We start from the raw sequence: 19,237 nt of genomic DNA on the forward strand, positions 1-19,237 counted from the left end.
GCCGGGCCCATGAGCTCCACCGCCGACACCCTGCCTCCGCCCTCCCGCCGCTCCCCCATCCTCTGGGTGGGGCTGGTCTTCGCGCTGGCTCTCATCGTGGCGGTGCTCGTGGCGGCCTTCACGCGCTCGAAGGCCGTGCACACCGAGCGCATCCACCAGGACTTCGCGGTGTTGCAGGACGCGCTGGAGCGCTACCGCGCGGACGGGAACACGCTCCCGGAAGAGGCGGACCTGCGGGAGCTGCTGGTGCCGAAGTACCTGCCGTCCCTGCCGGTGGACCCGTGGGGGCGGCCGTACCGCTACACCAGCAACGGCGAGCGCTTCTTCCTGGCCACCCTCGGCAAGAGCGACGACCGGGGCGGCAGCGGCGAGGAGCAGGACCACACCAACACCGACGGCCACGCAGCGGCGCCGGTGAAGTGACGGCCGCCCCCGGGCCGGCGAGCGAGGGAGCGAGCCAGTCCGTGCCGGATGGCGGGCCCTGGAGCAGGCCAGCGTGAAGGAGGGGCCCGCCGCCTGGCGGTGCGATGTCCATCTGTTCTCTCACGGGTGACGCGTCCACCCGTCGAAGGAGGGCGGCCATGGCCATCGTCTGCGCAACGAACCTCTCCCCCGAGTCCCAGGAGGCGGCGAACGTGGCGGCGACCCTGGCCGGGAAGCTGGGCGAGCCCCTGCTCCTGCTGGGCGTCGTGGAAGGTGAGCCCCTCGCCGGCGAGGCGGGCGTCCCGCCGTCTGCCTTCCCCCGGTACCTGGAAGGGGAGAGCGAGCGGCTGAGGCCCGTCGCGGGAGTGGTGCGGCCGCTCCCGCGCCCCGCCGCCTCGGCGGACGAGGTGCTCAGCGAGGACGAGTGCCAGCACGCGCGGTGGGTGGTGGTGGCGTCGGGGAGCTGGCGCACCTCGGCGTGGCGGCGGGCCTCCATGCCCGAGCGGCTGGCGCGGCACGGCTGCGCCCCGGTGCTGGCGGTGCGGCGCGAGACGGCGCTGGTGGACTGGGTGCGCGGCCGGCGGCGGTTGCTGGTGATGGTGGGCGTGGACCCGCGCTCGGTCACCACCGATGCCGCGGTGACGTTCCTGCGCGAGCTGCGCCGGGTGGGCCCGTGCGACGTGCTGGCCACCTACGTGTGCTCGCCGCTGGAGGAGCGGGAGCGGCTGGGCATCCACACCCCCGTGCACGTGGAGGTGCTGGACTCGTCGGTGCGGGGCATGGAGGTGCTGGACCCGGCGGTGGAGCGGGTGCTGCATCGCGAGGTGCGCGAGCATGTTGGTGACTTGATGGGCGAGGGCGGCGTGGAGGTGGTGCTGGAGCCGGGCTTCGGACGGCCCTCGGACCACCTGCTGCACGTGGCGCACGCGCGCCGGGTGGACCTGCTGGTGGTGGGCACGCACGCGCGCGGCGGGCTGGGGCGGCTGTGGCACGGCTCGGTGTCCGCGGGCGTGTTACGGCACGCGGAGCAATCCGTGGTGTGCGTGCCGCCCTCGCTGCGCGAGCCGCGCCCGGCCACGCCCCCTCGCAGCGTGCTGGTGCCGGTGGACTTCTCCGAGGCCAGCGCGCGGGCCATCTCCCAGGCGCGCTCGCTGGTGGGGCCCGGCGGCCGCGTGCACCTGCTCCATGTCCACCGTCGCAAGGTGAGCGATGTGGGCTTCCAGGACCACTACGGCGTGCTGCCCGAGCCCGCGCGTGCGAGAGACGGCGTGCTCCAGCGGCTCTGGGGGCTGGTGCCGCACGACGAGGGCGCGCAGGCGGTGCGCTGGAGCGTGGAGGGCGTCTCCGGAGACGACGTGACGCTGGCCATCTGCCAGGCCACCGAGCGCGAGGGGGTGGACCTGGTGTGCATGGGCCTCCCGCCGGAGCCCTCACGGGAGCCGGACGCCCTCAAGGGCACGGTGGCCCGTGATTTGGTGGCGCGCTGCCGCCGGCCCGTCATGGTGGTGCCCGCGACCTGAGCGCGGGGGCCCTGCCTGGAGGGTGGCGCACCCGTGTCCACATGAAAGGGCTTTCAGGTGCGGCGCGAGCCGACCGACCCGAAGGGACGCCTCGCCCGTTGAACGCAGGACCCCCTGGGGCGTTAGACTCCCCTGCAAGCACGATTTTCCAGACAGCAGGGGGTCATCCGGTGACACCGCGCGGTTATCGTGAAGAAGAGCTCGTCTGCAACCGTTCGTCGCTGCTCATCCATGGCGGTACGGAGGATGAGCGCCGCTCCTGGGCCCAGGAGGCGGCCCGCAACTTCGACGTGGAGCTGGTGGAGGTGAAGCAGGCGGCGGACCTGCCCGGAGCGCTCCGGCAGCCCAACGGGGTGGTGTTCATCCCCGACGTGGCGAAGCTGGGGCGCGAGGCGCAGTTCGCCATCCTGCGCTGCCTGCAGATGCAGGAGGAGCGGCCCAAGGTGGTGGTGGGGCTGTCCGGCGCGGCGGATGCGGCGCTGGCGCGCGGCACGCTGCGCGAGGACCTGCACTACCGCCTGCACCAGGCGCAGGTGGACCTCCAGCAGGACGGCCTGCGCGAGCTGCTGAAGCGGCGCTGGGCCGTGCAGGCCGAGCAGCTCGCGGCGAAGGTCGCGGCGGCGAAGGCGGCCGAGGAGAAGGCGCGCGCGGCGCTCGACTCGCGCAAGCCCGGGACGGTGACGCGCATCGCCCCGAAGCGGAAGACGGTCGCCTCCATCTCGCGCAAGGCGGCGGCGTCGAGGAACGTGGCGCGCTGAAGCCGGGCTCAGTGGCGGTGCTTCTGGCCGCGCTTCACCTTGACCGGGGGTGTCCTCGGGGTGCCCCGCTTCGCGGCGGGGGCCCGAGAGGGGAGGCTCTTGCGGCCCGTCGTCTCCACGGCGGAGGCGGTGCGGGCCGGTGACTTGCGGCGCGTGGTGGCGGGCTTCATCGGCCGGCCGCTCTCGATGACGCCGCGAGGGGGGACGGCCGCGCGACGCAGCTCCGTGGTGGAGGGGGCGGAGCCTCCCCGGGCCGCCGTGGCGTGCTGGGCGGCGTGCGTCCCGCAGAGCCGGGCCTGGAGGGCATCCACGGTGCGGGCGGTCAACACCGCGCCCTCCACCAGGGCCCGCGCGCCGCGGGTGCCGGCCCGGAAGGCCACTCGCTTCACCGTGTCCACCAGCCCACGCTTGGACCTGTCCATGTCGCTCCTCGCTTCCCGGGGGTGCTGCGGTTGCCGTCAAAGGTAGTCACCCGGCCACCGGGGTGAAGCGGCACCGCGGGCCCGGTGCCATCCGTCAGCCGGTGCGCCAGCGTGCCGTCCGAGGGAGCGCCGCATCCACGCGAGGAGGAATCGTGAAGCTGGAGCTGGTCCAGGGAGACATCACGAAGGTTGCCGCGGACGCCATCGTCAATGCCGCCAACAGCTCGCTGCTGGGAGGCGGGGGCGTGGACGGCGCCATCCACCGCGCCGCCGGCCCGGAACTGCTGGCCGAGTGCCGCACCCTGCACGCCCAGGGCGGCTGTCCCCCGGGCCAGGCGAGGCTGACGAAGGGCTACCGGCTCCCCGCGCGCTACGTCATCCACACCGTGGGCCCGGTGTGGCGGGGCGGGAATCAGGCCGAGGAGGCGGTGCTGGCGCGCTGCTACAAGAGTGCCTTCGCCCTGGTGGAAGCGAACGGGCTGCGCTCGGTGGCCTTCCCCTCCATCTCCACCGGCGCGTATGGCTTCCCCATCGACCGGGCCGCGCCCATCGCCCTGCGTGAAATCCAGGCGGCGCTGGCGCGGCTGCCCCAGCTCGAGAAGGTGACGGTGGTTCTCTTCTCTCCGGGGGACCTGGAGATGTATCAGCGCGCGCTGGCCCGGGTTTCCGGCCCGGACCAGGGGGGGAATGTGTGAGCCGGGAAATCTGAGCTAGAGTCGGCTCATAGCCCTTTCCTCCCTTTCCCGGAGCGAGACATGACGCAGGAAAACGCCGCCAAGCCGAAGCGGGGTCTCAAGCGGCCCATCGAAGTGGTTCGCGCGGAGCTGCTCAAGGACCCGGAGACCAAGAAGATTGCCCAGGCCGTGAGCATGGAGCTCGAGGACTACGTGGAGCTGGTCCTCAAGTACGCGCAGGACAAGGACAAGGAGGCCGAGGTCGCCGTCGTCTCCGACGAGGAGCTGCGCAAGAACGGCTTCACCCCCATGTCCGCCGAGGAGGCCGCCAACATCCTCATCAAAGGGATGAAGGGCGAGCTGCCCGGGTCGCCTCCCGACTTCGAGGCGTCAAAATTCACCCAGGGGGGCGCGGGTAGCGCCGGCAAGCCCTCCCTGACGGCGCCCCAGGGGCAGGCCCCCACCGGTCCGCAGGACCCCGCCGCGCAGAAGGCCCTGCAGGATCAGCTCAAGCGGGGCGGCGGCGGCGGCGGTAACCGCGCGTAACTCGGTGCCCGAGGGGATGTGCCGGGGAAAAAAATTCCGGCTGATAAATCAGCACGAAACAATTCCGCCGGGTTTCCGAGAATCCCTTTGAGCTTCATCTCCGGCACAAAACTTCCTCAAACTTCCAGATATCGAAGGAGCACTACCATGGGCGGCGTAGCCAAGGCTTTCAGCAAGGTCACCCAGACGATTGGCAAGGTCGCGAGCACGGTCAGCAAGGTCGCTGGCGGCATCGCGAACATCGCTGGCAAGGCGATGGAGTTCCTGCAGAAGCCGATCAGCGCGCTGACGGACCCCATCGCGAAGTTCGTGGGTGAGAAGGTCGGCAAGCTCCCGTTCGTGGGCAAGTTCCTGGGCCCCATCGCCGAGAACCTCATCAAGCAGGGCGCGTCGTCCCTGCTGGGCTCCGGCCCCCTGGGCGGCCTCGGCTTCCTGGCGAAGCTGGCCCCCAAGCTGGAGGACATCACCAAGATTGCCCAGTCCGTGAAGTCGGCGGCGGACAAGGTCGGTGCGTTCACGAACAACCCGATCGGCCTCCAGAACTTCCAGAACATCATCGCGCAGAACCACGCCCGCTTCGTGGAGTGAGCGCTCGCGCCCCTGGCGCGACAGAGCAGCAAGCCCGAGGGCCGGTCTCCCGCGAAGGTGCGGGGCCGGCCCTCCGGCGTTGCGGGGCACGGAGGCTCGCGGCGGCTGGCGGCCCCGGTCGTCCCCGGGAGGGCGGGCGCCGTACGCGCGCGTCACGGCACGGGCTCGAGGGCGCCCGGTGGTCCGGCGGATGCGTGCGTGGTGAGCCCGGAGCGGACAGTCGCCGTCCGCGTCGCCGCACTCGCTCGGGGCGCCCGGCGTCCCGGCGGATGCGTGCGTGGTGAGCCCCGGAGAGGACAGCCGCCGTCCGCGTCGTGGCACTCGCTCGGGGCGCCTGGCGTCCCGGCGGATGCGTGCGTGGTGAGCCCCGGAGAGGACAGCCGCCGTTCGCGTCGCGGCACTCACTCGGGGCGCCCGGCGTTCCGGGTGGCGCGCGCGGTACACCCCGGAGAGGGAGGACGCCTTCTCGCACGTCGCGGCACGCTCGGGAGCGCCCGAATCTCCCGGCGTTCCGGGGGCCGAGTGCGTGGTGAGGCGGTGGTGGGCGCCGCTGGTGCTGAGCGGGCGCGACCGAGGCCGCCCCTCGCCCCTTCCGGCACTCCGTGAGCGTGTGCGGGGCAAGGCGGTGGTGGGCGCCGCCGGTGCTGAGCGGGGCGCGATCGAGGCCGCCCGTCTCTCCCCTGCCATGCCCGGGGGCGCGGTGTGGCGGTGGGACGCCGCCGGTGCTGGCGGGACGGACGCCCAGGTCCGGGAGTGCGTCCGGGGAGCCGTGCGCGGTGAGACGGAGGCTCCGCTGGTGCTGGCCGGGACGCCTGGGTCCGCGAGTCCGCCCCCGCTTCGCTCAGCGCTCCTCGCGAGCCAGTCGCTCGGTGTCGCGGATGAGCCGATCGGTGGAATCGCTGTCCGCGCTGTCGTAGTAGCCGCGAATCTGACCGTTCCGGTCCACGAGGACGAAGTGGGTGCCGTGGAAGATGGAGAGCAGGTCATCCTCGGGGGCGCCGGCCTCGCGGCCCATGCTGATCTTGAATCCGTGGACGATGGTGTCCTTGAGCTGCTCGTAGTCGCCGGTGAGGAAGCTCCACCGGGCGAAGTCGGCGCCGTGGCGCTGGCCGTACTCGGTGAGGCGCTCGGGCGTGTCGTACTTCGGGTCCACGGAGAAGGAGACGAGCTGGAGCCCGGTTCCGAAGTGCGCGGTGCGCTCCTGCACGCCGGCCATCTTCCGCGTGAAGGCGGGACAGATGGTGGGGCAGCGCGTGAAGATGAAGTTGGCGATGTAGGGCCGCCCCCGGAGCTGCGCGCTGCCGAAGGGCTGGCCGTCGTGGCGCGTGAAGGAGAACTCCGGGAGGGCGCCGAGCTGGGGCAGCGGCTCGCTCCGGCCGCGCAGCAGGGTGGCGCCGGAGGCGATCGCGATGCCGAGCATGAACACGGCGAGGCCGCCCCAGAAGCCGGGGCGCTGGGTGAGACGGGCCGGGCGGGCCGGGAGCGTGGATTCGGCGGTCATGGGGCCCCGAGGTAACGGAAGGCGGGGGGCGGCACAAGCACGGCCCGCTCTCCCGCGACATCCTGGCTACTCCAGAGATGTAGGCGGCGCATGACCGCTTTGAGGGCAGGCGGGCCGGGAGGAGCTGGTCATGGACTGGACCCGCGGGTCTTCCGCATGGCCGGTGCGCCTGGCGGACGTGCGCGTGGGTTCCTGCCCGCTCTTGGGCCCCGGTGCTCCGTGCGGCGGCAGGGCCTGGGAAGAAATGCCGAAGCCCGCTTTCCGGGGGGCGAGACGGCCCGTTCCCTGCTGGTCACCCTCGTGAGCTAGCATTCGTTGGAGCAGCGGGGGAGCTGCCCGGGGATGTCACCGGAGGGGGAAGAGATGCCAACCACTCACGTCGTGAAGCAGGGCGAGTGCTTCCTGCTCATCGCGCGGCGCCATGGCTTCGCGGACTTCAAGCGGCTCTACGAGCACCCGGACAACGCGGAGCTGCGTCAGAAGCGCCCGAATCCGAATGTGCTCTACCCGGGGGACACCGTCGTCATCCCGGACAAGGGCACTCCGAAGCAGAAGCCGAACCTCGTCACCGGCAGGAGCCACACGTTCACCGTCAAGGCGCCGGGCCGATACCTGCGCTTCGCGCTGACGGACGCGGAAGGGGCGCCGCTCTCCGGCAGGTCCTACCTGCTCACCTTCGAGCAGGAGGTCATCGAGGGGAACACGGATGACGCGGGCTGCCTGGAGGAGATGGTCCCCTTCAGCGTGAGCCAGGTGGAGCTGGAGTGCGAGGGCCAGTGCTGGGAGCTGGAGCTGGGGACGCTGCGCCCCATGAAGGACACCCCGGACGACGGCGTCTCCGGTGCCGAGGCCCGGCTCATCAACCTGGGCTATGTGCTGGAGCCCACGGGGAGGATGACGCTGGAGCTGCGCAGCGCCATCCGCGCCTTCCAGCACCAGAGCGGCCTGGAGGTCACCGGCCGCCTGGACGCGGAGACCCTCCGGAAACTCGAGGAGCTGCACGGGAGCTGAACCCGTCCGTTCGAGAGGCACCGATGGCAGCCAAGGCGAGCAAGAAGAAGGCAGCGAAGGACGCTCCGAAGCAGGACAAGCCCAAGAAGAAGGCGGCCGTCGCGACGGCGCCGGAGAACCGGGCGCACCACGCGACGCTGAGCGAGACGCAGTGCTCGGACTGCGCGGTGGGACTGCTGAGGCAGTTCGCGAGCGAGAGCCTGCGGAAGCAGAAGAAGGTGGACCCGGGCAACCAGAAGTTCCACCTGCAGGACGACGAGGAGCTGGAGCTGCTGCGGACGAACCCGCTCACACTCCAGCTCGTGGGCCTGCGCCGGGAGCGCTCCCTCTCCAACCGGTTCGATGACCTGCTCGTCGTGCTCTACGACCCGGCCCTGCTGAAGGAGGGGGAGAAGACCGTCCTCGATGCCGAGGGCTTGCGCGCGGAGAACCTGAAGGACGCGCAGGCGTACGTGGACGCGGTGCTCTTGGAGAAGGATTGGGCACCCCCGAAGAACTGGCCGCTTCCCGGCGTGGATGTCTCGTGCCCGGTGTGCAAGCACTGGCGGGTGCTCGTCTTCCCCATCACCACGGAGCCGGGTTACGACAAGGACAAGCCCTCCCTGAAGGACGCCGAGGGCAGCAAGCTGCCTGACTTCGACAACGTCACCCTGCTCCCGAACGACGTGGGGGCCATCGCCCCCGGCATCTATAACGGGTACTACCGGGTGGGTCTCCACAAGGGCTCGCTCAACCCGCCCACTTCGTACGCCGCGCTGCAGTTCATCGGAGGCACGATTCCCGCCCGGCGGCGCTACCCCGTCTCCGATTTCCTGAACGCCGCGCAGGCCGCGTACGAAGCACGTACGGATGCGGCCATCTGCGCCCCCTTCGCCGAGAAAGACGCCGAGGCCCAGAAGACGCTGCGCGAGAAGTTCGAGGAGGAGCTCGGCAAGACGATGCCGAGGAAGACCTCCAAGGAGAAGGTGGCCTTCAACAAGGCCGTGGCGAGCAAGCTCACGGCCCACAGAATCGAGACCTACGCGGCGGAGATCGCCGAAGTCCGTAAGCAACAGGCTCGGGCGGCGCTCGACCTGCTGGTCAGCGGGAACCCGAAGGTGAAGCCGAAAATCAATGCCACCGAGAGGTTCATCCGGCTCGAGGACGCCAGCGGCGCGGAGACGCAGGACTTCGAGGTGGAAGGAAACGCGGTGTCCCACCTGGAGGTGATGGAAGATGACGCGTCCCCGATGAAGTGGGGCCTCCAGCTCGCCTTCAAGCCTCCGCCGCTCCCTCCGGCGCTGTCGCCACCGTCAGCCACGGCCCCCACCACCGCGGCTCCCACCACCGCTCCAGCCGCGCCCCCTCCGGCGGAGGTTCCTCCTACCCCACCACCGCCCAGGACGCTGCGGCTGACGGCGAACGAAGTGATTGTCACCTTCGGCACCGCCAGCGGCACCAACATCCACCGCTCGGTGGACGGAGAGAGAGGCTCCTGGCGGCGCGGCCGCGAGGTGAACGACTTCTCCGAGGGGTGCCAGGTCTTCCGCTCGCCCCAGGACTTCCGCGACCTGTTGCGGCTGGCCATGCTGTCCAAGCGAGCCCAGTGCCCGTCACGGCAGGCGAGCTGTTGCGCGGAGCTCACGGTGGCGGATGTCGAGAAGGGCATCGGCTCGATGATGAGCACCTTCCTCCTCAAACTTCCCACTGCTTTCGCCGAAGAGGCCAGGGACGCGGTCACGAAGGCCTTCGCTCCACCGCCACCGCTTGAACCCGCCGAGTCCACGCCGGCCACGGATGACGCCGCTCTGTCTCCGGCAACCAGCACGGACGCCGCCACGCCGTCCGCACCTGACCCGAAGGCCGTCACTCCACAGCCCGCCCCTGACCCGAAGCTCGTGGAGACGGCCACGAAACTCCTCGACGAGAGCGTCACTCAGGATGATTTCGACAAACAGGTGCGAGGCGTCTTCCAGAAGGTCTTCCCCAACCCGAGCTACGACAGCGCCAGCAACTTCGAGCTGCTCAAGAGCTTTACGCGCCAGAAGATGATCGAGGCACTGCTGTTCGAGGAGAACGTCAAGACGGCAGCCGGAGGAGGAGCGCCCCAGCCGACGAGGGAGAAGAAGGCCTTCGAGAAGGCGCTGGAGAAGACGCTCAAGGGGGCTCTCGACAAAGGCCTGGAGGAGTTGCGAATGAAGCTCACCGAGGTCAGGGACGCCTGGGTGCAGGACGAGCACACCAGACACATCAAAAGAAGGCGTGATGCGTTCTTCAAAGACCGGCTTGAGCCCTGTGACTTCGGCACGTGCGGCTTCACGTTCGACTACATGCTGGCGGAGACGACGCGGGCCAACATGGAGTCGTTCGTGGCGAAGCTGGGCGAGCGCGACTGGAATACGCTCTTCCCCGAAGATGCGCCGCCTCTGGCGCCCAAGCCCGCGAAGAAGCCCCCTTCCAAGTCGGCGTCGAACAAAGGCAAGTCACCGAAAGTTGCTGCTGGCTCGCCGGGTAGGTAGTCGTGGGCCCGAAGACACAGTGGGGCCCCTAGTCGTCGGCGGTCTGTTCCCGGTAGGTCACGTCCAATTCCACCACGCGCCACGCGTCCTCGACCCGTGCCCAGTGGACCCGGAAGTTCGAGTAGGAGTCTGGCCCCTTGGGAGGGCCCATGGGGGCGAACACGTAGCCCCTTCCATCGGGTTCAGGAAGGAGACGGAACAGCTCACTCTGGTGCGACGCACCGGCAGCAGCCCTGTCGAGGTCCCTTCGGTAGCGGTTCCATTCACGTGAAGGGCCGTTGAGCAGATCGAACTCCTCCACGGGCGAAGGCACACGTCCGCTATGAGGAACCTCCGGGTAGGTCCGCAACCAGGCGGCCACACCGCTTGTCTTCGGTGGCAGGAGATCGACAACGTCGCCTGGGTCCTCCATGAACTTCGCCAGGGTGGGAGCCAGCTCGCGCCCCTCTCCCAGGAATGGTTTCAGGTAGCGTTCCCAGGGGCCTCGGAACACCGGGACGAAGCCGCCCAGGCACAGGTCCCGGTACCGGCTTCCGGGCCACACCGTCAGCACCGTCAGCCGCGCTGACTTCACGGCGAACTGGCGCTCGTAGCTCACGTAGATGGCGCCACCGGCCGGGAAGTCGCGGGGGAAGTCGAGCTCGTAGCCCATCCTGCGCCCGTCGTGGAGCCTCAGGTCCAACCGGACCTTCCTCGGACGCGCGTTGGCCTTGTAGAGCTTCGCGGACTTCGGGTTGCCCGGCGTCACCAGGAAGGCATGCACCGGCGTATCCGGTGGGAAGCTCAGCTCCACCCACTCCCCGGCCCCGGTGCTCTTCGCTCCTTCCGCCCAGAGGGTGCCGGGGTCCTCGTCCAGCAGGTTGGCGGGCCCGTAGCGGCCGGGCGCCTTCGCATCCACCAACACCGAGGACGCCGTCACCGTGACGGGCACTCCATGCAGCGTCACCTGCACCTGCCCTGGGTTCAGCAGCCCGGCGTCGGGAGTCACGGAAGGGACCAAGCTGCCTGGAGCTGTCTGCCCGGCATCCGGAGCCCCGGATGCGCCCAGGGCTCCAGGAGACGTCTGCCCGGCATCAGGAACGCCGGATGCGCCCAGGGCTCCAGGGGACGGCTGCCCGGCATCCAGGGACTCAGGGGGGCTCGGAACTCCCGCATCGGCGGGTTGGCCCCAGGCTCCCGTGCTCAGCAGGATGCAGCCCAGGATGACCGGCAGAGGGCTCCACCCGCGCATGCTGTCCCTCCCTTCATCATTGGCCATGAGCGCTCCCTCGAGTCCTGGACGTACGGCACCACCCTGCATTCAGCGGCGGCTTCCAGGCGCATCGTACGATTCCCTCCTCCGTCGCGCGAACGAGCCGCTTGAACCTCGCCTCCATGCCCCGAGTCATGCAGCGGCAGCCGCGAGGCTCCCGCTGAAGCACGGCTCACTGGCCGCCGCGGCTTCCGGGGCCCGCGCGGCGACTCCGCGAGCCCCTGCGCATCAGGGAGCCGCGAGTGTCCGTGTCTTGAGGGGACCGGGGCCGCGTGCTAGCCGGGAGGTGGAAATGCCCGGCGAGCGCTCCACCTCCGGCCGTGACATGGCCCTTCGCCCTCGGGCCGCGAGGGCCGGGACGGCGTTCCCCGTAGGGGGCTCGTTCCTCGTGGTGTTCCTCTTCCTGCTCCCGGCGGAAGTGCTCGCATGTCCCGCCTGCGCGGTGCGGGCACCGGAGTCGCCCGTGCGCTCGGTCCTGCTGCTGGGCGGGCTGGTGCTCGCGCCGTTCCTGCTCGTGGGCCTGGGCATCTGGGCGGTGCGGCGCGCGGCGCGTGAGGAGCGACAGTGAAGGCACAGCCTGTCACGTCCGGTTCCACCGGCACACCGCCCGGAGCGTGGACGCTGGCGCTCCCCGAGGATGCGAGCGCGCACGGGCATCGCATCGACGCACTGCTCGCATGGAGCCACCGCTTCGACGCGGTGCTGGCGGCGGTGGTGCTCGGGTGGCTGGTGCTGGCGGTCTGGCGCTTCCGCGGCGCGAAGCGGGCCGCGCCCGACGGAGGAACGCGGCGTTCGCGAGCGTGGGTACTGAGCCTCGCGCTGGGGGCCTTCGTGGTGGTGGATGGGACGTTGCTGCTCGGCTCGGAGGGCTACCTGCGGGACGTGCTGTGGAACTTCCACGTGCCCGCGGAAGACCCGCGCACGGTGCGGATTGAAATCAACGCGCACCAGTGGTCCTGGGAAGCGCGCCATGCCGGCGAGGACGGCCGCTTCGGCACTCCGGACGACGTGGTGACGTGGAACGACCTGCGCGTCCCCGTGGGAGTGCCCGTCTGGGTGCAGCTCGTGTCCACGGACGTGGTGCACGGCTTCTCGCTGCCGCACTTCCGCGTGAAGCTGGATGCGATTCCGGGCCGTGTGAATCAGACGTGGTTCCAGGCCGCGCGTGAGGGGACGTGGGAGGTGGCCTGCTTCCAGCACTGCGGCACCAGCCATTACAAGATGCGCGGCGTGCTCCAGGCTATGTCACCGGCGTCCTACGCCGCCTGGCTGCGCGAGGCGGGGCGGCAGGCCGTGCAGGCGTACGACGCGGACGACAGCGCGGCCCGGTGGGGCTGGGAGTGGAAGGCGCCGTGAGCCTCTTCTCCTCGGACCACAAGGACGTCGCGCGGCGATACCTCTGGAGCGGGCTCGGCTTCCTGCTCTTCGGCGGGCTGCTGGCGCTGCTCATCCGCTGGCAGTGGGCATGGCCGGGGCAGCCGGTGCCGGGGCTGGCGTGGGCGCTGCCCGAGTCGCGCGGCGCGCTGACACCGCCCGCGTACACGGCCGTGTTCACGATGCACGGCCTCATCATGATTTTCTTCGCGGTGACGCCGCTGCTCTTCGGCGCACTGGGGCACTTCGTCCTGCCGCTGGCCATCGGCGCGCGAGGCCTCGCGTTCCCTCGACTGTCCACGCTGGGCTACCAGGTCTACGCGGTGGGCGGAGTGCTGGTGCTGGCCTCGTTCGCCGTGCGGCTGGGCCCGGCGAGCGCGGGCTGGACGGCGTACCCGCCGCTGTCCACACCCGCCTTCACTCCGGGCCTGGGGCAGACGCTGGTGACGGTGGCCGTGCTGTGCGCGGCGGCGTCGGCGTTCCTCTACGGGCTGAACTTCGTCGTCACCGTGGTGCGGTGCCGGGCGCCGGGGATGACGTGGGGCCGGCTGCCGCTGACGGTGTGGGGGCTGTTCTTCGCCTCGGTGTTGAACGTGCTGTTCGTGCCGGTGCTGGCGGCGGCCACGGCGCTGCTGCTGATGGACCGGTTGCTGGGCACGCAGTTCTTCATGGCGGGCGCGGCGGCGGTGGGCGGTGGCGGCGACCCCGTGGTGTACCAGCACCTCTTCTGGCTGTTCGGCCACCCGGAGGTCTACATCCTGATTCTCCCCGCCTGGGGAATGGTGGGTGACTTCGTGGCCTTCTTCAGCCGCAAGCCCGCGCACGGCTACCGGCTGACGGCGGGGGCCATGGGGACGGTGACGGCGCTGAGTGGGCTCGTCTACGCGCACCACCTCTTCACGAGTGGAATGTCACCGGTGCTCGGGCGCGCGTTCATGGTGCTGACGCTGCTCATCTCCCTTCCCGCGGAGGTGATGTTCCTCAACTGGTTGATGACGCTGTGGCGAGGCAGCGTGCGGCTGACGGCGCCGATGCTGGCGGCGCTGGGGGCGATGGTGGTGTTCGGCCTGGGAGGAATCACCGGGCTGGCGCTGGGGTCCGTGGCCACGGACGTGCCATTGCACGGGACGCTGTGGGTGGTGGGGCACTTCCACCTGACGATGGGCGCGGCGAGCTTCCTCGGCGTCTTCGCCGGGCTCTACTTCTGGTTCCCCAAGATGTTCGGCCGGGCGATGCACGAGGGGCTCGCGAAGGCGCACGTGCTGTCGAGCGCGGTGCTGTTCCTCGGCGTGTTCGGCGGGCAGCTCGCGGCGGGGTACGCGGGACAGCTGCGGCGGCTGTATGACCCGTACCAGTACACGTACCTGAAGCACCTGCTGCCGCTGAACCAGTGGACGACGGCGTTCGCGTTCCTGCTCGGGGCGGCGCAGGTGCTGTTCGTGGTGAACCTGGTCTGGACGCTGTGGCGCGGCCGGGTGGCGGAGCCGAACCCGTGGCAGGTGGGGACGCTCGAATGGACGTGCGCGCCGAGCCCGCCACCCGATGGGAACTTCGCTTCCGTGCCGGTGGTGCTGCACGGGCCCCACGCGCTGTCCCAGCCGGAGGTGCTCGCGCGGCTGGGCCGGGACTGGATTGGACAGGCGGAGCCGCTGCCGGACGCCGCGGTGGCGGAGCCGGCCACGGTGGATGCGAAGTGCGCGGACATCGGTCGTATGCCCACCGTGGGTGGCATCACGTGAAGCTGCGGCTTGGTGCCGCACGGCACGGAAGACCTGCTGCATGCCGTGCGGCGAGCGTGGGCCTAACCGAGGCGCTCAAGCTTCCAGTAGGCGGCCTTCCCCGATGACCTGACAGGAGGGAATCGCTCCCCTTTGCTGACCGTGATGCGCAGCTCACCCGGAGTCGGGCTGGGCGTCATCGTTCCATTCGTGTAGCCATCGAAGGCGTAGATGCCGCTGGTATCGCACGTGCCGCCAGTCTCGAACCGGTCTCCTACCTTCGCCATGACGTTGCTTCTCCTTCCCCGATGGGGTGTCGGTGCTCGCGCAGCAATCGCGAAGCGGTTGCTCGCTGACACATCAATAAGCTCGGGGGCGAGGTCGGCCAACGCAACCCAGTTACCACCCGGGTGGTATGGCGCGCTGGAGTGTCATGCCCCTGGAACTCATTCGAACTCACTCCTCGGGAGAGCAGTCGGCCCCGTCCGCTTTGTCGGGACGGTCTGCCGCTGGTACATCATGGCGCGTACGTCGGCGCGTTCCCCCACATCACGATGACCAGCCATTCCGAGCCATCCTCCGTCGATCATCATTCCCGAGAGGGGACCACAGCCTGGCTCGGCACGGCCCTGGGCCTCGCCGCGTGGTCGATGTTCTTCATCTCGCTGACCTTCGCGGTCGGCTGGTACCGGATGCGCGAGCCGTGGCCGCCACTGCCCCTCTCTCCGTTGCTGCTCGCGCTGCCTGGGCTCGCGCTCATCGCGGGGAGCGTCTGGCTCCACCGGGCATCGCGAGCCTCGTACCTCGGAGCCGAGGGCCAGCGGCGGCTCCTCTTCGTCCTCGGAGGGGCGCTGGTGCTGGGCGGGAGCTTCGCCGCGGGGCAGGCCGGGCTGACGCACGTCTCCTGGTGGAACCACCACCTGCGTATCCCCGAGGACGGCGTGTCTGCCTCCGCGTTCTATGGGCTGACGGCGCTGCACGTGCTGCACATGCTCGCCGTGCTCGCGGGCATCTTCTTCTCTGCCGTGCGCCTGTGGCGGGGCGGCGACGCGCGGGAGTCCTTGCGGCGGCATGCGCTCGGCTGGCACTTCGTGACGGTGACGTGGCTGCTCCTCTTCGTGGCGGTGTACCTCCCATGAGCCCTCGCGCCCTGCTGCTCACGGCCGTGGTCCTCACGGTGGCCGCCTGCCGCTCGAAGCCCGCGCCCACGTTCGAGCCCCTGAAGCTCGCCGACGGACGCGTGGTTCCCGCGGCGACGCTGTCTCGCGGGCACGCGGTGTACACGCACTACTGCGCGTCCTGTCACGGTGAGCGCGGAGACGGGCAGGGCCCGGCGGGGCGGGGGATGCGGCCGGTGCCTCGGAGCTTCCGCCAGGGCCTCTTCAAGTTCGGCGGAGTCGCCGCGGGCGAGCTGCCCACGGACGATGCGCTGAAGCGCACGCTGCGGCGCGGGCTGCACGGCACGCCCATGTTCGCGTGGGACGTGCCCGAGTCGGACGTGGACGCGGTGGTGCAGTACCTGAAGACCTTCAGCCCGCGCTGGAAGGAAGAACCCCCCGGGCAGCCCCTGGCGCTGTCACCCGACCCATGGAAGGGCCGCGAGTCCGAGGCCGTGGAGCGCGGCAAGGTCGTCTACCACGTGGCGGGCGCGGGGAACGCCGGCTGCGCGAGCTGCCACGTTTCGTATCTGCCCCGCGCCGAGCTGGCCGCGCTGATGCGCAAGGCACTGGGCCGCGAGGTGGACCTGTCCAAGGCGGACCCGTACACCGCGCGGCAGAGGGACTCGGACCACGCGGTGGAGGTCGACGCGAAGGGCGAGCCCACGCTCATGGCCAAGGTGCTGCCGCCGGACTTCCTCTTCCACCCGCTGCGCACGGTGTGGCCGGAGGGCGAGGACGTGGAGGGCGCTCCGTACACGGCCGAGCGGCAGCGCGAGGACCTCTACCGGGTCATCGCCGCCGGCGTGGGTGGTGCGGCCATGCCGACCTGGAAGGGCGCCATTCCCGAGGAGAACCTCTGGGCGCTCGCGTACTACGTGCAGTCGCTGGTGCGGCTGAGGGACACGGATGAAGCTCGAGCGCTCGAGGCGCGCCTCCGGGCCTCCACCCAGGACGCTGAGTGAGAGTGGACTGACACGGAAATCAAAAAGCGCTGTCTCGACGCAACACTTTCTCAGCCAGGGCGAAAATCCAGGCACGTTTCATCTCCTCCCCCCAGGAGCCCCCTGTGTCGAAGATTCACACCGTTTCCTCCCGCGACACCCTCTCCGGGCTGGCCGCCCGTTACGGCACGACGGTGAGCGCGCTGCAGAAGGCGAACGGCATCTCCAACCCGGACAAGATCTACGTCGGCCAGAAGCTCATCGTCGACGGGTTCGATGCTCCGAAGACCTCCTCCACCTCGCGCGCCAGCTCCGGTGGCTCCAGCTACACGGTGAAGTCGGGTGACACGCTGGGTGGCATCGCCAGCCGGTATGGCACCACGGTGAGCGCGCTGCAGAAGGCCAACGGCATCTCCAACCCGAACCTCATCCAGGTCGGGCAGAAGCTCACCATTCCGGGCGCGGGCGGCACCCAGGCGCCGAGCAGCCCGCCGCCCTCTTCCGGTGGCCAGACGTACACGGTGAAGTCGGGTGACACGCTGAGCGGCATCGCCAGCCGGTTCGGCACCACCGTGAGCGCGCTCCAGCAGGCGAACGGCATCTCCAACCCGAACCTCATCCAGGTCGGGCAGCGGCTCACGATTCCCGGCGGTGGCACGCCGAGCAAGCCGCCCTCGAACCCGCCGCCGGTGGGCGGGGTGGGCGGGGCGAAGCCGCCGAGCGGCTCGGCCGGCGTGACGGTGGCGCAGCTTCGCCGGGTGATGCCGAACCTTTCGCAGGCGAAGGCGGAGCAGTACCTGCCCTACCTGAACCAGGCGATGGCGGAGGCGAACATCACCACGCCGCAGCGCAAGGCGGCCTTCCTGGCGCAGCTCGCGCACGAGAGCGGCGAGCTCCGTTACATGGAGGAGATTGCCTCGGGCGCCGCGTACGAGGGACGCAGGGACCTGGGCAACACCCAGCCGGGAGACGGCGTGCGCTACAAGGGCCGTGGTCCCATCCAGCTCACCGGCCGCGCCAACTACCGGGCCGCGGGCAATGCGCTGGGCATCGACCTGGAGGGCAACCCCACGCGCGCCAAGGACCCGGACGTCGCGTTCCGCATCGCGGGCTGGTACTGGTCGTCGCGCAACCTCAACACCTACGCGGACGCGGGCAACTTCCGCGAGGTCACCCGCCGCATCAACGGCGGCTACAACGGCATGGCGAGCCGCGAGGCCTACTACCGCCGCGCGCTGGACACCTTCTGAGTTCCGCCGCGGTGCCGAGGTGACGCGAGGACCGTGCGCCGGTGAGGCCGCGGTCCTCGCTGTGTTTCAGGGGAAACCGGACAGGAGCGGCGGGCGGGCTCCTGGGTCCCGTGCGTGAGACCCGCGTCCGGGCCATGCGACGCCCGGATGTCTCGCCAGGGCTGTTATCTCAAGGACCTGGCGCTGGTCCGGCCGCTGCACCGGGCAGGGCGTTCCCAACCGGAGCGCGCCCATGCCCCGTATCGACTCATCCAGCAGCACCCCTGTTCCCATCGACACCACCCCGGAGGCCGGCCCCGCGCCGGCCCCGTCACGAACGAAGGACGCCCAGGCCCCGGCCTCCGCCGCACGCAATGAGGTGCGCGCCTGGGACGGGCCTCCGAGACGCCCACTCCAGGCTCCGGCTTCCGGAACGGCACCCGCCACCTCGGGCCCGGCGATGTCCGCGGGCGAGCTGGCGGTGCTGGGTGGAAGGCCGCGGCAGGTGTCCTCGTCGGAAGTGCCCGGCAACGTGTACGAGGCTGTCCGCTCGCACCTGACGCGGAACCTCCAGGACTGGGCCGTGTCCGACTGCGACGTGAAGGCGGTCCACACGGCGCTCGGGACGCTGCAACCTGGGGCCTACCGTGGGGCGCTGGAGCGGATGGAGCGCGACGGCCTGCTGGGCACGTACGTCAAGGAGCAGGGCCCGGAGGCGCGGCTGGCGTTCCTGGAGCAGGCCGAGGCGAAGGGCATGCTCCACCGGCGCAAGGGTGACGCTCCGGCGGGGCCGCTGGGCTACCCGGCCGTCCCCGACTTCTTCCGCAACGACGCGAGGCTGCCGGAGTCGATGCGGGACGCGGTGAACCAGCACGCCATCCAGGTGGGCGCTGACTTCTACAGGGCCCACTCGGCGTACCTCGACCGGTACATCGAGGCCGCCGGCGCGGCGAAGAACCTCGAGGAGCTGAAGGCGCTGGGTGAGCCGAGAGAGGCGTATCTCGACGCGAAGCTCCTCGGTATCGACCGCAAGGATCCGGCGAGGAAGGGCTACGAATCAGCGTGGAAGGAGGGCATCGGCCATCCGGTGTCGCGCAACCGGGCCTATCAGGCCGTACGTGCCAGGGAACTGGAGCTCGCGGGCGAGCGGCCCACGGGCATCCAGGCCCATGCCAAGGGGGACATCACGCGCATGGGCTTCAAGGTGAGCAGGGAGCTGCAGCTCGACACCCGCGGCAGGGTGGACCTGAAGGATGAGGCGGGGCTCTCGGTGAAGGGCGGCCCCGTGGGTGTCGAGGTGATGCTCGACTCGGCGGGGAAGATGAAGCTGGAGACGAAGCTGGACGCGGGATTCGCCGAGCTCAGCGAGAGCAGCGACGGCACCCGCAAGCTGGAAATCAAGGTGGGCAAGCTGGCTGGGGCCTACGTGGAGCTCAACCTGCCGAAGGCGGAGTTCGGGGGCGGCGTCTCCGCCGAGCTCGAGGCCGGAGGTTTCAAGTTCGGAGGCGAGGTCGGCGTCAACATGAAGGGCCTGACGTCCGAGCGGGTGAAGGAGTCGTTCGACAAGAACCACCGTGGCATCTTCGACGCCCCGTCCGGGCCGGAGCCCAAGGTGAAGTAGG

At 70.2% G+C, this 19,237-nt stretch carries 19 protein-coding genes; 15 read left to right on the top strand and 4 right to left on the bottom strand.

From position 1 onward, the window contains the following. Positions 1-9: 9 nt before the first annotated feature. From K8638_RS22300 to K8638_RS22310, 3 genes are all read left to right on the top strand, one after another. On the top strand, positions 10-423 hold the full coding sequence (locus K8638_RS22300; protein WP_223756599.1) for a type II secretion system protein GspG: 414 nt from the start codon (positions 10-12) through the stop codon (positions 421-423). 158 nt (positions 424-581) lie between these two features. Then, positions 582-1,943, top strand: coding sequence for a universal stress protein (locus K8638_RS22305; RefSeq protein ID WP_223756600.1), 1,362 nt, complete (start codon positions 582-584; stop codon positions 1,941-1,943). Between the two features lie 170 nt (positions 1,944-2,113). Beyond that, positions 2,114-2,701 carry a Fis family transcriptional regulator gene (locus K8638_RS22310; RefSeq protein ID WP_223756601.1) on the top strand — a complete coding sequence of 196 codons (588 nt, stop codon included), beginning with the start codon at positions 2,114-2,116 and terminating at the stop codon, positions 2,699-2,701. Positions 2,702-2,709: 8 nt separating this feature from the next. Here the strand turns inward: K8638_RS22310 and K8638_RS22315 are convergent, their stop codons facing one another. Further along, the gene (locus tag K8638_RS22315) at positions 2,710-3,123 is read right to left on the bottom strand and encodes a hypothetical protein (RefSeq protein WP_223756602.1); all 414 of its coding nucleotides are present in this window, start codon (positions 3,121-3,123) and stop codon (positions 2,710-2,712) included. A gap of 152 nt (positions 3,124-3,275) precedes the next feature. On the opposite strand from K8638_RS22315, the gene K8638_RS22320 reads away from it, so the two are divergent. The 3 genes from K8638_RS22320 (at position 3,276) to K8638_RS22330 (ending at position 4,931) form a co-directional block, all read left to right on the top strand. After that, positions 3,276-3,818 carry an O-acetyl-ADP-ribose deacetylase gene (locus K8638_RS22320; RefSeq protein WP_223756603.1) on the top strand — a complete coding sequence of 181 codons (543 nt, stop codon included), beginning with the start codon at positions 3,276-3,278 and terminating at the stop codon, positions 3,816-3,818. A gap of 60 nt (positions 3,819-3,878) precedes the next feature. After that, positions 3,879-4,343, top strand: a complete 465-nt coding sequence (locus K8638_RS22325) for a hypothetical protein (RefSeq protein WP_223756604.1) — start codon at positions 3,879-3,881, stop codon at positions 4,341-4,343. A 147-nt stretch (positions 4,344-4,490) separates the two neighbouring features. Then, on the top strand, positions 4,491-4,931 hold the full coding sequence (locus tag K8638_RS22330) for a hypothetical protein (RefSeq protein ID WP_223756605.1): 441 nt from the start codon (positions 4,491-4,493) through the stop codon (positions 4,929-4,931). Positions 4,932-5,772: 841 nt separating this feature from the next. Here K8638_RS22330 and K8638_RS22335 read toward each other — a convergent pair. After that, complete coding sequence (locus tag K8638_RS22335) at positions 5,773-6,432, bottom strand: SCO family protein (protein WP_223756606.1); 660 nt, start codon at positions 6,430-6,432, stop codon at positions 5,773-5,775. 363 nt (positions 6,433-6,795) lie between these two features. On the opposite strand from K8638_RS22335, the gene K8638_RS22340 reads away from it, so the two are divergent. Continuing rightward, positions 6,796-7,443: a peptidoglycan-binding protein gene (locus K8638_RS22340; RefSeq protein WP_223756607.1), complete on the top strand. Its 648-nt coding sequence runs from the start codon at positions 6,796-6,798 to the stop codon at positions 7,441-7,443. A 23-nt stretch (positions 7,444-7,466) separates the two neighbouring features. Beyond that, a complete protein-coding gene (locus tag K8638_RS22345) occupies positions 7,467-9,941 on the top strand; it encodes a hypothetical protein (protein WP_223756608.1) in 2,475 nt (824 codons plus the stop codon). Positions 9,942-9,969: 28 nt separating this feature from the next. On the opposite strand, the gene K8638_RS22350 is transcribed toward K8638_RS22345, so the two are convergent. After that, complete coding sequence (locus K8638_RS22350) at positions 9,970-10,929, bottom strand: discoidin domain-containing protein (protein ID WP_223756609.1); 960 nt, start codon at positions 10,927-10,929, stop codon at positions 9,970-9,972. 556 nt (positions 10,930-11,485) lie between these two features. On the opposite strand from K8638_RS22350, the gene K8638_RS22355 reads away from it, so the two are divergent. The 3 genes from K8638_RS22355 to K8638_RS22365 are packed head-to-tail and all read left to right on the top strand — an operon-like array spanning position 11,486 to position 14,306. Then, entirely contained in the window at positions 11,486-11,761 is a 276-nt protein-coding gene (locus K8638_RS22355; RefSeq protein WP_223756610.1) for a hypothetical protein, read from the top strand. Continuing rightward, positions 11,758-12,549 carry a cytochrome C oxidase subunit II gene (locus K8638_RS22360; protein WP_223756611.1) on the top strand — a complete coding sequence of 264 codons (792 nt, stop codon included), beginning with the start codon at positions 11,758-11,760 and terminating at the stop codon, positions 12,547-12,549. Before K8638_RS22355 ends, K8638_RS22360 begins: the two co-directional genes overlap by 4 nt. Then, positions 12,546-14,306, top strand: coding sequence for a cbb3-type cytochrome c oxidase subunit I (locus K8638_RS22365; protein WP_223756612.1), 1,761 nt, complete (start codon positions 12,546-12,548; stop codon positions 14,304-14,306). The genes K8638_RS22360 and K8638_RS22365 overlap by 4 nt, the downstream gene beginning before the upstream one ends. Positions 14,307-14,368: 62 nt before the next feature. On the opposite strand, the gene K8638_RS22370 is transcribed toward K8638_RS22365, so the two are convergent. After that, complete coding sequence (locus K8638_RS22370) at positions 14,369-14,572, bottom strand: YjzC family protein (protein WP_223756613.1); 204 nt, start codon at positions 14,570-14,572, stop codon at positions 14,369-14,371. Between the two features lie 363 nt (positions 14,573-14,935). On the opposite strand from K8638_RS22370, the gene K8638_RS22375 reads away from it, so the two are divergent. The 4 genes from K8638_RS22375 to K8638_RS22390 all read left to right on the top strand — a co-directional run bounded on the left by K8638_RS22375 (position 14,936) and on the right by K8638_RS22390 (position 19,236). Beyond that, positions 14,936-15,424: a cytochrome c oxidase subunit 3 gene (locus K8638_RS22375; RefSeq protein WP_223756614.1), complete on the top strand. Its 489-nt coding sequence runs from the start codon at positions 14,936-14,938 to the stop codon at positions 15,422-15,424. Continuing rightward, the gene (locus K8638_RS22380) at positions 15,421-16,407 is read left to right on the top strand and encodes a cytochrome c (RefSeq protein ID WP_223756615.1); all 987 of its coding nucleotides are present in this window, start codon (positions 15,421-15,423) and stop codon (positions 16,405-16,407) included. The genes K8638_RS22375 and K8638_RS22380 overlap by 4 nt, the downstream gene beginning before the upstream one ends. Positions 16,408-16,511: 104 nt before the next feature. Beyond that, a complete protein-coding gene (locus K8638_RS22385; protein ID WP_223756616.1) occupies positions 16,512-17,636 on the top strand; it encodes a LysM peptidoglycan-binding domain-containing protein in 1,125 nt (374 codons plus the stop codon). Between the two features lie 232 nt (positions 17,637-17,868). Then, positions 17,869-19,236, top strand: a complete 1,368-nt coding sequence (locus K8638_RS22390) for a hypothetical protein (RefSeq protein ID WP_223756617.1) — start codon at positions 17,869-17,871, stop codon at positions 19,234-19,236. The last annotated feature ends 1 nt before the right edge of the window (position 19,237 follow it).

The organism is Myxococcus sp. RHSTA-1-4 (genome assembly GCF_020037125.1).
In the GTDB taxonomy this organism is placed as follows: domain Bacteria; phylum Myxococcota; class Myxococcia; order Myxococcales; family Myxococcaceae; genus Myxococcus.